At 73.4% G+C, this 13,561-nt stretch carries 14 protein-coding genes; 7 read left to right on the plus strand and 7 right to left on the minus strand.

The window, feature by feature from the left end; all coding sequences use genetic code 11:
* Nucleotides 1-153: 153 nt before the first annotated feature.
* On the minus strand, nucleotides 154-804 hold the full coding sequence (locus VR894_RS03090) for a hypothetical protein (RefSeq protein ID WP_324649838.1): 651 nt from the start codon (nucleotides 802-804) through the stop codon (nucleotides 154-156).
* Nucleotides 805-1,026: 222 nt separating this feature from the next.
* Here VR894_RS03090 and mnmA point away from each other — a divergent pair, with 222 nt between their 5' ends.
* A complete protein-coding gene (mnmA, locus tag VR894_RS03095; RefSeq protein WP_324649839.1) occupies nucleotides 1,027-2,142 on the plus strand; it encodes a tRNA 2-thiouridine(34) synthase MnmA in 1,116 nt (371 codons plus the stop codon).
* A 58-nt stretch (nucleotides 2,143-2,200) separates the two neighbouring features.
* On the plus strand, nucleotides 2,201-3,094 hold the full coding sequence (locus VR894_RS03100; RefSeq protein ID WP_324649840.1) for a TIGR01777 family oxidoreductase: 894 nt from the start codon (nucleotides 2,201-2,203) through the stop codon (nucleotides 3,092-3,094).
* A gap of 27 nt (nucleotides 3,095-3,121) precedes the next feature.
* Here VR894_RS03100 and VR894_RS03105 read toward each other — a convergent pair whose 3' ends face one another.
* The 3 genes from VR894_RS03105 to VR894_RS03115 form a co-directional block, all read right to left on the minus strand.
* The gene (locus VR894_RS03105) at nucleotides 3,122-3,832 is read right to left on the minus strand and encodes a hypothetical protein (RefSeq protein WP_324649841.1); all 711 of its coding nucleotides are present in this window, start codon (nucleotides 3,830-3,832) and stop codon (nucleotides 3,122-3,124) included.
* Between the two features lie 228 nt (nucleotides 3,833-4,060).
* Nucleotides 4,061-4,843 (minus strand): ABC transporter permease, encoded by a 783-nt coding sequence (locus VR894_RS03110; RefSeq protein ID WP_324649842.1) that lies wholly within the window; start codon nucleotides 4,841-4,843, stop codon nucleotides 4,061-4,063.
* A complete protein-coding gene (locus tag VR894_RS03115; protein ID WP_324649843.1) occupies nucleotides 4,836-5,819 on the minus strand; it encodes an ABC transporter ATP-binding protein in 984 nt (327 codons plus the stop codon). Before VR894_RS03115 ends, VR894_RS03110 begins: the two co-directional genes overlap by 8 nt.
* A 94-nt stretch (nucleotides 5,820-5,913) precedes the next feature.
* Between VR894_RS03115 and VR894_RS03120 the strand changes: the two genes are divergently transcribed.
* The gene (locus VR894_RS03120; RefSeq protein WP_324649844.1) at nucleotides 5,914-6,600 is read left to right on the plus strand and encodes a helix-turn-helix domain-containing protein; all 687 of its coding nucleotides are present in this window, start codon (nucleotides 5,914-5,916) and stop codon (nucleotides 6,598-6,600) included.
* Nucleotides 6,601-6,852: 252 nt separating this feature from the next.
* Here VR894_RS03120 and VR894_RS03125 read toward each other — a convergent pair whose 3' ends face one another.
* The 3 genes from VR894_RS03125 to VR894_RS03135 are packed head-to-tail and all read right to left on the minus strand — an operon-like array spanning nucleotide 6,853 to nucleotide 9,677.
* Nucleotides 6,853-7,812, minus strand: coding sequence for a hexose kinase (locus VR894_RS03125; protein WP_324649845.1), 960 nt, complete (start codon nucleotides 7,810-7,812; stop codon nucleotides 6,853-6,855).
* The gene (locus VR894_RS03130; protein WP_324649846.1) at nucleotides 7,809-8,576 is read right to left on the minus strand and encodes a DeoR/GlpR family DNA-binding transcription regulator; all 768 of its coding nucleotides are present in this window, start codon (nucleotides 8,574-8,576) and stop codon (nucleotides 7,809-7,811) included. Before VR894_RS03130 ends, VR894_RS03125 begins: the two co-directional genes overlap by 4 nt.
* A gap of 42 nt (nucleotides 8,577-8,618) precedes the next feature.
* The gene (locus VR894_RS03135) at nucleotides 8,619-9,677 is read right to left on the minus strand and encodes a zinc-dependent dehydrogenase (RefSeq protein WP_324649847.1); all 1,059 of its coding nucleotides are present in this window, start codon (nucleotides 9,675-9,677) and stop codon (nucleotides 8,619-8,621) included.
* 165 nt (nucleotides 9,678-9,842) lie between these two features.
* Between VR894_RS03135 and VR894_RS03140 the strand changes: the two genes are divergently transcribed.
* The 4 genes from VR894_RS03140 to VR894_RS03155 all read left to right on the plus strand — a co-directional run bounded on the left by VR894_RS03140 (nucleotide 9,843) and on the right by VR894_RS03155 (nucleotide 13,540).
* Nucleotides 9,843-11,906 (plus strand): PTS mannitol transporter subunit IICBA, encoded by a 2,064-nt coding sequence (locus VR894_RS03140; protein WP_324649848.1) that lies wholly within the window; start codon nucleotides 9,843-9,845, stop codon nucleotides 11,904-11,906.
* A 166-nt stretch (nucleotides 11,907-12,072) separates the two neighbouring features.
* Nucleotides 12,073-12,426 carry a metalloregulator ArsR/SmtB family transcription factor gene (locus tag VR894_RS03145; protein WP_324649850.1) on the plus strand — a complete coding sequence of 118 codons (354 nt, stop codon included), beginning with the start codon at nucleotides 12,073-12,075 and terminating at the stop codon, nucleotides 12,424-12,426.
* A complete protein-coding gene (locus VR894_RS03150) occupies nucleotides 12,423-12,917 on the plus strand; it encodes an SRPBCC family protein (RefSeq protein WP_324649851.1) in 495 nt (164 codons plus the stop codon). Before VR894_RS03145 ends, VR894_RS03150 begins: the two co-directional genes overlap by 4 nt.
* Nucleotides 12,914-13,540 (plus strand): dihydrofolate reductase family protein, encoded by a 627-nt coding sequence (locus VR894_RS03155; RefSeq protein ID WP_324649852.1) that lies wholly within the window; start codon nucleotides 12,914-12,916, stop codon nucleotides 13,538-13,540. Before VR894_RS03150 ends, VR894_RS03155 begins: the two co-directional genes overlap by 4 nt.
* The last annotated feature ends 21 nt before the right edge of the window (nucleotides 13,541-13,561 follow it).

A 13,561-nucleotide genomic window follows, 5' to 3' on the forward strand; every position in this document is an offset into this window, starting at 1 on the left:
GTGACGGGCAGATGAGACGCCTCTCATCAGCCCGCGGGACCCTGCCCGATCACCGCGATGACAGGCATGACGCGGGCGCGGCGAGGCGTGGGTGTCGCCGGTATCACACACCCACCGGCCCCCCACTCTCGCCGAGAGCGGGATTGTGTCCGGCTACCGGGGGATGCGGACGGTCGTGACGAGGTCGGTGAGGCTCGGGTGGCGTGGCGCGGAGCCGAAGCCGAACTGCACGGGCGGGTCGAGGTCGCGCAGCGGTCCCAGGTCCTCGCCGTCCCAGCTCGTCGATGCCGCGGTGAGCCGGTGCAGGTCTCGGGCGCCGTAGACCTCGGTGCGTCCGCCACCGGCAGACCCGCGGGTGCGCACGCCGCGCAGCAGGAGCCGGGCTACGGGGTCGGTCAGCCGGGCGAACGCCGGTGCGCTCGCCACCGGGCGGGGCACGGCCCGCAGTGCCCAGCCGAGCGGCGGTCGCGCGCCCACCCCGAGGCGCGCCACGAGCGGCCCGGCATCGACCTCCACGGACTCGCCCACCGTCGTCGGCGCTGTCTCCGCCCGGTGTCCCCGCCGCACGATGACCGGCGTGATGACGACGTCGTCGAAGTGGTAGGTGGAGCCGACGAACTCGGCGACCTTCTCCGTCGGGGCCAGCAGCAGCCGCTCGCCGTCGGGGCGCTCGACCATGACGTCGGCGAAGGACCCCAGCGGGGACTCGCGCCAGCTACCGACCACGAACCGCCAGCCGCCGGCGGTGCCCCACCCCACGATCCGGCCGGTGAAGCGCCAGGAGCGGTAGGGGTGGGTGGACATGGTTCATGCTCCGTCGGCACGGGGGAGGGCGCACCTCGGCCGGCGGTGAGCACGAGCGGGCTCCGGGCCGGAGGGGGTGTTCGGTGCGCCGGTGGTGGACACAACTCCGCTGTCGGCGACGTGGGGGGCGGCGTGGACGTGTGGTGTCCGCCGCAGGCGAGATGCGGGCTTCGACGGCGGCGCGACGAGCGCCTACCCTCGTACGGGAGCGAAGGAGGCGAGATGCGGGTACTGGCGGCACTGTCCGGCGGGGTGGACTCCGCGGTCGCGGCTGCGCGTGCCGTCGAGGCGGGGCACGACGTCGTCGGCGTCCACATGGCCCTGTCGCGCTCGCGGGCCCAGCACCGCACCGGCTCTCGCGGCTGCTGCTCGATCGAGGACGCGAGCGACGCCCGCCGCGCCGCCGACGTCCTCGGCATCCCGTACTACGTGTGGGACCTGTCGGAGGAGTTCGAGGAGACCGTCGTCGCCGACTTCCTCTCCGAGTACGCGGCCGGTCGCACCCCCAACCCGTGCGTCCGGTGCAACGAGCACATCAAGTTCTCCGCGCTGCTCGACCGCGGCCTCGCCCTCGGCTTCGACGCCGTCGCGACCGGGCACTACGCGCGGATCGTCGAGCGGCCAGACGGTGGCCGCGAGCTGCACCGCGCCGCGGACCTCGCCAAGGACCAGTCCTACGTGCTCGCCGTCATGGGCCCGGAGCGGCTGGCGCGCTCGCTCTTCCCGCTCGGGGACGCGCCGACCAAGGACGAGGTCCGTGCCGAGGCCGCCGCCCGCGGGCTGTCCGTCTCGGCCAAGCCGGACTCCTACGACATCTGCTTCGTCGCCGACGGCGACACCCAGGGCTTCCTCCGGGACCGCCTCGGCGCCCAGCCCGGCGCCGTCGTCGACCACGAGGGCAACGAGGTCGGTAGCCACGACGGTGCGTACGCCTACACCGTCGGGCAGCGCAAGGGCCTGCGCCTGGGCCGGCCCGCCGCCGACGGCAGGCCGCGCTACGTCCTGGAGACGAACCCGAGGACCAACACCGTCGTCGTCGGGCCCGGCGAGCTGCTCTCCGTGACGGAGCTCGCCGCCGACCAGACCGTCTGGCTCGCCGACGACGTCCCCGCGGGGGAGTGGACGACGGCGCAGGTCCAGGTGCGCGCGCACGGCGAGCCCGTGGGCGCGCGGGTCCGCCGCGACGACGACGCCCTCCACGTCCATCTCGACACGCCGCTGCGCGGGATGGCGCCCGGGCAGTCGGTGGTCGTCTACGACGGCGCACGGGTGCTCGGGCAGGCGACGCTCACCGGGGCCGGGCGCGGCGCGGTGCCGGCGGCCGCTGTCGCCGGCTGACCACACGCGGGAGCACGGCCGTCGGGCGCGCGGACGGCGCCGCGGTTACCGTCACGCCATGAGAACTCTCGTCGCGGGCGCCTCCGGTCTCATCGGCACCGCACTCCGGGATGAGCTGAGCGCGGACGGCCACGAGGTGCGCACGCTCGTGCGGCGGGAGTCACGCGACGTCACCGAGTACCAGTGGCAGCCCGCGGACGGGCAGCTGCCGGGCGAGGCCGTCGAGTGGGCCGACGGCGTCGTCAGCCTGTCCGGCGCGCCGCTGGGCCGGCTGCCGTGGACGCGGGGCTACCGCCGGGAGATCTATCTCAGCCGGGTGAGCGCCACCCGGACCATCGCACGCGCGATCGCTGCGGCGGCGAACCCACCCGCGGTGTGGGTGAGCGGTTCGGCCGTCGGCTTCTACGGGGACCGTCCCGGGGAGGTCCTCACCGAGGACGCCGGGCCGGGCGAGGGCTTCCTCGCCGGTGTCGTCACCCGGTGGGAGGCGGCGACGGCGCCGGCCGACCCGGTCACGCGCGTGGTCCACGTCCGCACCGGCCTGGTCATGGCCGACGGCGGGGCGCTCGCCCCGCTCCAGCTCGCCACCCGTCTCGGGGCCGGCTCCACCATCGGCAACGGCCGCCAGCAGTGGCCGTGGATCTCGCTGGAGGACGAGGCCCGGGCGATCGTCCACCTCCTCGCGCACTCCGGGCTCGCCGGGCCGGTGAACCTCGCCGGCCCGGAGCCCGCGACGTCGGCCGAGGTCACCCGGGCGCTGGCCCGCGAGCTGGGGCGTCCGCACCTGTTCCGGCTGCCCGCCTGGCTGCTGCGGCTCGTCATGGGCGAGCCCGCCGAGGAGATGCTGCTGCCCGACCAGTTCGTGGTCCCGGCGCGGCTGCAGGGCGACGGCTTCGCGTTCCGACACCCCACGGTGGAGGAGGCGGTGGCTGCCGCTCTCGGGCGCAGCTGACCGCCCTCCGCGGCACGGGACGAGGGGTCAGTCGGTGCCCTCGGGGGCGCCGTCGAGGTGGTCTCCGGAACCAGGGGTCGCCGGCAGGACGACGTGGGCGTGACCCAGGTCCGCTTCGACGTTGATGAAGTCGATCTGGGTGGCTGCGACGGACCAGGTGAGGACCGCGGTGCTGCGCTGCTGCCCGGCGATCTCGATGAGGCGCTGCTGCTGCGCGCCGTCGGCGGCGAGGGCGGCCTCGTAGGTCGAGACGACGGCCTGGAACTGTTCCACGGCGGCGGTCAGGCTGGATCGTGCGACGTTCACGGCGGTGCCGGCGGAGGAGGTGTCACCGAAGGCGGCGAGTGCGTCGTCCACGGAGCCGCTCCATGCGTCGACCTCTGCGGCGGAGGCCAACGGTCCGGGCGAGTCCGCCTCCGGGATGGCGGTAGCCAGGCCGACGAGCGCGGGTTCGAGGTCCTCGGCGATCTCGCGCGCGATCGATGTCAGCTCCCGCGTCGCCTCGACGTCGCGCTGCTCGTTCGCCTGTTGGACGGCGGCTGCGGTCGACTCGGCGTCGTCGGGCCGGTCCGCGAGCGCCGTCACGCCGAGCGTGCCACCGACCCCGAGGAGCAGCGCTGCTCCGGCGACAAGAACCGTCCGGTGGCGCGCGCCCTTCCGTGAGGAGTGGGGGCGGTGAGCCGTCGCGCCGGCCCGGGGCTTCACGGCGGGCGAGGGACGCTTGCGTCGGGTGGACAATCGGATCTCCTCGTCGGGCGTGGCGTGGCGTGGCGTGTGCGAGGCACGGCCGGGACCGCGTCGTTCGTCTGAGAGCGGACGGCCCCGCCGCGCAGCGGCCATGATGTCACCGATGTCTCGACCGGGTGACTGCATCGTGCGACGCCAGCCGGCAGGTGTGAGGGGTCCGAGCCCCCTCCAGGCCCGGACCCCTCACGTGCGTGGCCGGGCGTCTCGGCCCAGGTCCGCCTACTGCCTCCGTACCAACGCTCGCAGGGTCACGGTGATTCCCAGCACACACCACACCGCGAGGACCAGCAGGTCGCGGCCGCTCGCGGTGAAGGCGTCGGACGCCAGTCCCGCACGCAGGAGGTCGGCCCCGGGACGTGCGGGCAGCACGTCGTGGACCGACTGGAACCACCCCGGCAACTGGGTCCCCGGGAAGGTGATCGGGGAGAAGAGCAGGACGAAGAACACGAGCACCTGGGTGAGCAGCTGGGCAAGCATCGGCTGCATGCTCACCGCGATCGCGTACCCCACGGCCGTGGCCATGAGCGTGACGAGCAGTGACGCAGCGACGAGGACCGGCCAGTCGAAGGACAGCGTGAGGTCGTAGCGCAGCCAGGCGACGACCACCCCGACCGCGACGCTCGGCAGCGCGATGAGCAGCCACACCGTCATGTCCGCCGCCAGCAGGAGCGGGCGGGCCAGTGGCAGGGAGCGCATGTAGTTGAAGGTGCCGTCGGTCCGCGCCCGCGCGACGCCCTGCGGCACGATGACCAGCCCGATCGTCAGCAGCAGCACGGTGGGTGCTCCGGTGGACAGGAACAGGGCGGTCCCCGGGTCGATGTCCGGGATGATGAAGCCGAAGCCGATGATGATCCCGGCCGCGAGCAGCGCCTGGATGACGACGACGAGCGGCAGCAGCGCGCCGATCTGGGCGACCTGCCAGCGCAGCAGCGTGACGAAGCTGGTCCACAGGCTCACCTGGACCGGTGCGGGACGGGTGGGTGCGACGGTTGCCTCAGACATGGGCGGGCTCCTGGTGGGTGGCGGGCACGGCGTCGTCGGTGCGTGTGGTGAGCGCGAGGTAGGCGTCCTCGAGGGTGGCGGGGGCCAGGGAGTACCCGTCGATCCGGCCGGCGTCGCGCAGCGCCGTCGCCCACGTGACGGCGTCGGCGGCCTCGTGTGCCGGGACGGTGAGGAGCAGGCGTCGGCCGGCGCGTACCGTCCTGCGCACGGACGGCGCGGCGGGGCCGAGGTCCGGCTCGCCGCCGCCGGGCGGAAGCTGGAGCTCGAGCCGCAGGTCGGTGTCCTGGGTGCCGCGCAGCCGGGCGGGGGAGCCCGCGGCGACGACCCGGCCGCGGTCGAGGACGACGAGCTCGTCGACGATCCGCTCGGCCTCGGTGACGTTGTGCGTGACGAGCAGGACCCCGGCGCCAGCATCGGCGCGCCGGCGGACGGCGGTCCACAGCAGGCGTCGGCGGGAGGCGTCGATGTCGTTGGTCGGCTCGTCGAGCACGAGCAGGGGAGTGGGAGCGGCGACGGTCATCGCGAAGGCGGTGAGCCGCCGGATCCCACCCGAGAGGCCGCGGCCCTCCGGCAGCGCGCGCTGGTCGAGCCACTGGCCGATGTCGAGCTCCTCGGCCAGCTCCTGCGCCGCGGCGCGGGCCTGCCGCGTGGTGAGCCCGCGGAGACGGCCGGCGATCTCGATGGCGGTCCGGGGCGTGAGGCCGTCGATGGGCGCCTGCGCCTGCGGCTGGAGCGCCACGTGGCGACGGGCCGCGGCCGGGCCGGCGACGGCGTCGACGCCACCCACCCGGATGGTCCCGGCGTCGGGTCGCAGCAGCCCGACGACCTGGGAGACGAGCGTCGTCTTGCCGGCGCCGTTGTGGCCCAGCAGACCGACCACCTCGCCGGGGCGGACGCGCAGGGAGACGTCGTCGTTGGCCACCACCGTCCCGAAGCGACGGGTGAGGTTCGCGACGTCGAGTACGTCGGCGTTCATGGGACTCCTCTGAGATACCGATGGTATTGGAATACTGACGGTATTGCGGTACTGTCGGTATGTCAACGGGCATCGAGCGACGTAGGATCGCCGCATGTCACGCCTTCCCGACCCGCTCTCGCGCCGCGACAGGCAGCGCCAGACGCGGGAGGCGCTGGTCTTCGCCGCGCGGGCGGTCTTCGCCCGGGACGGCTACCACGGCGCGAACCTCGAGGGCATCGCCCGCGAGGCCGGGTTCTCCAAAGGCGCGGTCTACTCCAACTTCGCGGGCAAGGCCGACCTCTTCCTCGCCGTGATGGACGCCAACATCGAGGCGGCGCTCGCCGATGGCGGCTGGGACGTCTTCGACCGCGAAGCACCGGAGGAGTCCGAGGACCCCGAGCTCGTGGGGGCGATGAAGGGCTTCGCCCTCGCGACCCTGGAGTTCGTCGCTGCGGCGGCCCGCGACGAGCGCCTCAGCGGTGAGATGGCCAAGCGGATGCAGGTCCTCACCGACACGTACGCGACGGTCGCCCGGGACTCACGCGCGGAGGACGAGCCGCTCGAGGACGGCGAGCTCGGTGCGCTGCTCACGGCGCTCGACCAGGGTGCCGCCCTGCTCACGCTCGCCGGCAGCGTGGCCGTCGACCAGCGCGTGCTCCGCGCGGGGATGCAGCGGCTGCTCGACCCTGCCGGCACCCGGGGCGGTGCGACGGGACCGGGTGCGCCGGGCGCGGGTGCCCTGCACCCGGAGGTCATCCAGCGGCGGATCGCCGAGGCGCTCCGGCCGAACCAGTCCTGACCGCACGCCCCGGCCGGCCCGCTGCGGCCGGCCCGCTGCGGCAGGCCCTTCCGGGCTGCCCGCTCGATCATCGTGTGTGGTTCGAGTCCTGTGGGGACCCGAACCACACACGATCTCGTGCCGGGGTGCCGGGGTGCCGGGGTGCCGGGGTGCCGGGGTGCCGGGGTGCCGGGGTGCGCGGGGTGTGCGGGGTGCGCGGCGTGGCGGGGGCGCCGCGTGTCGGGTTGCCGGGGCGCCCGGTGGACGCCCGGCTCAGCTGCGCGCCGGCGCACCCAGCCGCACAGCCGTGACCGCGGTGGGGTCGACGTCGGCGGGGCGCGGGATCGTCGTCCCGGGCAGGGACGCCGCGGCGCTGCCGTAGGCGACGGCGAGCGCGAGGGCGTCCGCGGCCGGGAGCCCCCGCTCGGTGGCGAGGAGGTAGCCGAAGAGGCTGGAGTCCCCGGCTCCCACCGTGCTGACGACGGTGGTGGGCGGGGCGGCGGCGTGCCAGGCGCCGTCGGCGGTGACGAGGACCGCACCTGCGCCGCCGAGGGTGACCAGGACGGCACCGACGCCCTGGTCGATGAGCTCACCCGCGGCGAGGGCGGCGGCGGCGGGGTCGCTCTCGAGGGTGGCGGGGTCACCACCGGTGATCGTCGCCAGCTCCTCGCCGTTCGGCTTCATGAGGTCGGGGGCGGAGGCCGGCAGCGCGGCGGCGAGGGCCGCGAGCGGGGCCTCGCTCGTGTCCACGGCCACCCGTGCGCCGGTCCGGCGCAGTGCACCCACCAGCTCGGCGTACCAGCCGGCGGGTGCGCCCGGGGGCAGCGAGCCGGCGAGCACCACCCAGGTGGCCTCGGCCGCGAGGTCGACGACGGCGCCGGCCAGCAGCGCGAGGTGGCTGGCCCCGACGGTGGGGCCGGGGTTGTTGATCTTGGTCGTCGTGCCGTCCGGCTCGGTGATGGTGAGGTTGGTGCGCACCGGCCCGGCGGGCCGCTGGGGGCGGGTGTCGATGCCGGCGGCGCGCAGCTCGGCGACGAACGGGCTGTCGACGTCCGCGGGAAGCACCGCGACCGTGGGGATGCCCGCTGCCACCGCGGCCCGGGAGATGTTGACGCCCTTGCCTCCGGCCTGCGCCGTCGTGGAGGAGGCGCGCAGCACGGTGCCTCGCTGCAGCGTGCCGGCCAGCGTGATGGTCTGGTCGCTGCTCGGGTTGGCGGTGAGGGTGAGGATCATGCCAGGACCACCTCCACGCCGTGCGCTGCGAACGTCGCGAGCGGCACGGCCTCGGGCTCGCAGTCGGTGACGAGGACGTCGACGTCACCGAGCTCGGCGAAGCTCACGGTCGTGTCGCGGCCCACCTTCGTCGAGTCGGCGAGCACGACGACGCGGCGGGCCGCACGCACGAGTGCCTCCTTGACCGCGGCCTCCTCGGAGTCGGGCGTCGAGAACCCGTGCTCGGCGGTGATGCCGTTGGTGCCGATGAACGCGACGTCCACGCGCACCCGCTCCAGGGTCTGGGTGGTGATCGACCCGACCGCCGCCTGGGTGGTGCTGCGCACCCGCCCGGGCAGCAGGTGGAGGTCGATCGTCGCGCGCGCGGCGAGGGCCGCCGCGATCGGGACCCCGTGGGTGAAGGCCGTGAGGCGTCGCTCCGGCGGGATGAGGCCCGCGAGCCGCGCCGTCGTCGTGCCGGCGTCGATGGCGATCGTGCCGCCGTCGTCGGGAAGGAAGCGCGTCGCGGCGAGGGCGATGCGCTCCTTCTCCCGGGCCCGGGTGACGTCGCGCTCGTCGAGCCGGCTCTCCATCGCCGAGAGCGAGGCCGCGGGGACGGCGCCGCCGTGGACGCGGCGCACGAGCCGGAGCCGGTCGAGCGCGCTGAGGTCGCGGCGGACCGTCTCGGTCGTCACCGCGAACTCCTCGGCGAGGTCGGTCACCGAGACCCGCCCGCGGGTGACGACGAGCTGCGCGATCGCCTGCTGACGCTCCTCCGCGTACACGGTGCTCCCCTCGCTGGTCCGGGCCGATGCTACGTCGCGCCGTCAGGGCTCGACGGTCACCTTGATCGCCGTGCCGCCGCGGACGTGGTCGAAGGCCGACATGACGTCCTCGAGCGGGATGCGGTGGGTGATGAGGTCCTCGACCGGGACCTGCCCGGTGGAGATGTACTCCAGGGCGCGCCGGTTGTGCTCGGGGGCCGAGCCGTTGGCGCCGTGGATGTGCAGCTGGCGGTAGTGCACGACGTTGGAGTCGAGCGCGATGACGGGGTCGGTCTTGGGCAGGCCGCCGAAGAAGGAGATCCGCCCGTTGCGGGCGGCCATCGCCACGGCCTGCTCCTGGGCGACCTTGGCCGCCGTCGCGGTGATGACGACGTCCGCGCCGCGGCCGCCGGTCAGCTCCATGACGCGTTCGACGACGTCCACCTGGGAGCCGTCGATGGTCCCGTCGGGGCGGGCGACCTCGGCCGACATCGCCAGCCGCTCGGCGTTGACGTCGACGAGGTAGACCTCCCCGGCCTGGTAGACGCCGCGCGCCACCCGGATGTGCATGCAGCCGATCGGGCCGGCACCGAAGACGACGACGACGTCGCCCGGCTCGATCCCGAGCAGCTCCTGGGCGTTGATGGCGCAGGCGAGCGGCTCGGCGGCGGAGGCCTCGGCGAAGCCGACGTTGTCCGGGATCCGGTTGAGGCCGTCGACCTTGAGCACCTGACGCGGCACGATCATGTACTCGGCGAAACCGCCCTCGTACTGGTAGCCCATCGACGTCTGGTTCTGGCACACGGCCATCCAGCCCTTGCGACACTCGTGGCACTCGCCGCACGGGACCGCGGCGATGACCTGGACGCGGTCACCGACCTGCCAGTCGGTGCCGTAGGTACTCGCGACGTCCGCGCCGACCTCGACGACCTCGCCGGCGATCTCGTGGCCGATGGTCCGCGGCGGGCTGAGGTTCTGGTGCCCGTTGTGGAAGATCTTCACGTCGGTTCCGCACGTGGAGCAGTTACGGACGCGGATCTTCACCTCGTCCGCGCCGCAGGTCGGCTCCGGGTAGTCCTCGAGCCGGACGTCCTCGGGTGCGTAGAAACGCAGGGCCTTCATCGGTCCTCCCAACAGTCGGGTCGGCGTCCAGCGCGGGCGCCGTGCCTCGATCATAGCCACAGAACCGGATGTGGGAACAGGTGGGAACACTTGGCTTTCTGTCCGATGTGCGGTTGAATGGCTCCCGATGCGTGAGGTGCATCACTGGTCTCGAGGAGGAGAGAGATGTCCGCACCCCCTGACGTGAAGCCCGCCCGCGAGAGCGCGGTACGGGAACGAGGCGGCCTGCGGGTCGCCGTGCAGAAGCTCGGCACCGCGCTGTCCAACATGGTGCTGCCCAACATCGGGGCCTTCATCGCCTGGGGCCTCATCACCGCGCTGTTCATCGAGGCCGGCTGGATCACCCTCATCGGCGAGAGCTTCTTCGGCCGTGAACCCGCGGACGGCTACGGCTTCGTCGAGACGTTCGGCGGCTGGGGCGCCGGCGACGGCGGCGGGATCGTCGGCCCGATGATCACCTACCTGCTGCCGATCCTCATCGGGTACACCGGCGGCCGGATGCTGTACGACGACAACCTGCGCGGCGGCGTCGTCGGCGCCATCGCCACGATGGGTGCCGTCACCGGGGCGGACGTGCCGATGTTCCTCGGCGCGATGGTCATGGGCCCGCTGGCCGGGTGGTCGATGAAGAAGCTCGACGCGCTGTGGGCGGACCGCATCCGGCCCGGCTTCGAGATGCTCGTCAACAACTTCTCCGCCGGGATCTGGGGCATGCTGCTCGCGATCGTCGGCTTCGTCGCCGCCGGGCCCTTCGTCGCGGCCTTCTCCCGGGTGGCCGGGAACGTCGTCGACTTCCTCGTCGAGAACAGCCTCCTGCCGCTGACGTCGATCTTCGTCGAGCCGGCCAAGATCCTGTTCCTCAACAACGCGATCAACCACGGCATCTTCACCCCGCTCGGCACCACCCAGTCCGAGGCGACCGGCCAGTCGATCCTCTTCCTCGTCGAGGCCAACCCCGGGCCGGGCCTCGGGCTGCTCATGGCCTTCATGGTCTTCGGCACGGGCATGGCCAAGGCGTCGGCGCCCGGCGCCGCGCTCATCCACTTCGTCGGCGGCATCCACGAGATCTACTTCCCCTACGTGCTCATGAAGCCGCGCCTCATCCTCGCGATGATCGCCGGCGGCATGACCGGGGTGGCGACCAACCTGCTCTTCGACTCCGGGCTGCGGGCACCGGCGGCACCCGGCTCGATCATCGCGGTGATCCTGCAGGCACCGGGCTCGAGCCTGCTCGGCGTCATCCTCTCCGTGGTCCTCTCCGCGGTGGTGACCTTCCTCGTGGCGGCGGTGCTGCTGCGGCTCGGCAAGGACGGGTCGGACGACCTCGCGGGGGCGACGGCGAGCATGGAGCAGATGAAGGGCAAGCGCTCCAGCGTGGCCGGCATGCTCACCGGCGAGGGGGGCGTGGCCACCCGGACGGGCACCATCCAGTCCATCGTCTTCGCCTGCGACGCCGGGATGGGCTCCTCGGCGATGGGCGCCTCGGTGCTGCGGCGCAAGATCAGGGCCGCGGGGCACGACGACGTCACTGTGGTGAACAAGGCGATCTCCTCGCTCACCGACGACGTCGACCTCGTCGTCACCCACCGCGACCTCACCGACCGTGCGCGGCAGCGCACACCCTCGGCGTTGCACGTCTCGGTCGACGACTTCATGGCCAGCCCGCGCTACGACGAGGTCGTCGAGCTCGTCGACCGGAGCCGGGCCGGGGGAGCGGAGGCGGTGGCCGAGGCCCAGCCCGCTCCCAGCCCCACCGTCCCGGCCGACGAGCAGCCGGTGCCGACGGCGGGTGCGCCGTCGTCGTCGGGGATCCTGGCGCTCGACTCGATCCGCCTCGAGGGAGTCGCCCGCACGCACAGCGAGGCGATCACGGAGGCGGGCCGACTGCTCGTCGCCGCCGGCGCGGTGCCGGAGGCCTACGTCGAGTCGATGCACGAGCGGGAGGAGTCGGTCTCCACGCACATGGGCAACGGGCTGGCGATCCCACACGGGACGAACGAGGCCAAGGGCCTGATCGAGCGCACCGCGATCTCCTTCGTCCGCTACCCGCAGGGGCTGGACTGGAACGGCAAGGAGACCGAGTTCGTCATCGGCATCGCCGGTGCCGGCGACGACCACCTCGAGGTGCTGCAGCAGGTTGCGGGCGTCTTCCTCGACCAGGACCAGATCGCCAGGCTGCGCGCGGCCACCACCCCGGAGGAGGTGCAGGCCCTCCTCGACCGCGGCTGAGCCTCCTGCTTCCTCGAGGCCTTCGGTCCTCCGCCTGGGTCGCCCCTTTCGCTCATCGTCCGCCCCTTTCAGCGGGGGCCGGGTGAGTGAAAGGGGCGACTCAGGCGTGTGAGCCCGCTGCGCACACGGGTTGACCCTCGTGCCCCTCGGCCCATAACTTAGCCAGATGGCTAACCGAACGCTGGACCTGGACCGAGCCTTCCAGGCCCTGGCCGACCCCACCCGCCGTGCGGTGATCGGCCGCCTGGGGGCGGGGCCGTTGAGCGTCGGTGAGCTCGCGGCCCCGTTCGACATGGCCCTGCCCTCGTTCCTGAAGCACATCCACTCGCTGGAGAAGGCCGGGTGGATCACGACGACGAAGGTGGGCCGGGTACGCGCGTGCACCCTGCGGCGTGAGCAGCTGGACGCGGTCGAGGGCTGGCTCGCCGAGCAGCGGCGCCTGTGGGTGGCCCGCACCGACCGGCTCGAGCGGTTCGTCACCGAGACGCACGACCACCACCAGCAGGAGGACGACGCATGACACCCGACCTGGACCCGGCCCTCGACCTCTCGGTCACCCGCATCATCAGGGCGCCCCGCGCCGCGGTGTGGGACGCCTGGACCGATCCCCGCAGCTTCGAGCAGTGGTGGGTCCCCGCCCCCCACGTGTGCCGGGTGCGCGAGATGGATCTCCGGCCCGGTGGGGGATTCCGGACGGAGGTGAGCACCGACGGCGCGGCGTTCGGTCCGCACATCACCGGGAGCTTCCTGGCGGTCGACGAGCTCGAGCGCATCGTCTACACCGACGCGCTCGTGGCCGGCTGGCGGCCCGCGGAGTCGGCCTTCGTCACGGCCGTCATCACGATGGCCGACCACCCGGACGGCACCGAGTACGCCGCCGTCGCCAAGCACCGCAGCGGCGCCGACCGGGCGATGCACGAGGAGCTCGGCTTCCACGACGGGTGGGGGACCGTGGCGCAGCAACTGGCCGACCACGTCGAGACCCGCAGCGAGACGGGAGGGACGTCGTGAGGCTGACACTGACCCAGTTCGTGAGCCTGGACGGCGTCTCCCAGGGTCCGGGTGCCCCGGACGAGGACCCGAGCGGCGGCTTCACGCGCGGCGGGTGGTTCGTCCCGTTCCTCGACCGGGTCTTCCTCGACCGGGCCGCCTCCTGGCTGGAGCAGGCCGATGGCCTGGTGCTCGGCCGGCGCACCTACACGGCCTTCGCCCGGGACTGGCCGAGGATCACCGACCCGGCCGACCCGTTCACCCACCTGATGAACACGCTGCCGAAGTACGTCGCCACCACGCGGGGTGTCACCACCGACTGGGGGCCCGTCACGGTGCTGGGCGAGGATGCCGCCGCGGCGGTCGCCGAGCTCAAGCAGCGGCCCGGACGAGAGCTGCAGATCCACGGCAGCTCGGTGCTGGCGCGCTCGCTGATGTCCGCCGGGCTGCTCGACGAGCTACGGCTGGTCGTCGCGCCGGTCGTCGTCGGGCAGGGACGGCGACTGTTCGCCGACGGGGCGCCGGCCCTGGGGTTCCGCCCCGTGCACAGCGAGACCACACCGGCCGGGCTCGACATCCGGCACTTCGAGCGCGCGGAGACACCCGCGGCCGCGACGTACGCGGGTGTCTCTGCCGTCGGCTGACCCACACCCCGACCCGGCGCG

It is taken from the genome of Georgenia sp. H159 (assembly GCF_035607575.1).
Taxonomy (GTDB): domain Bacteria; phylum Actinomycetota; class Actinomycetes; order Actinomycetales; family Actinomycetaceae; genus Oceanitalea.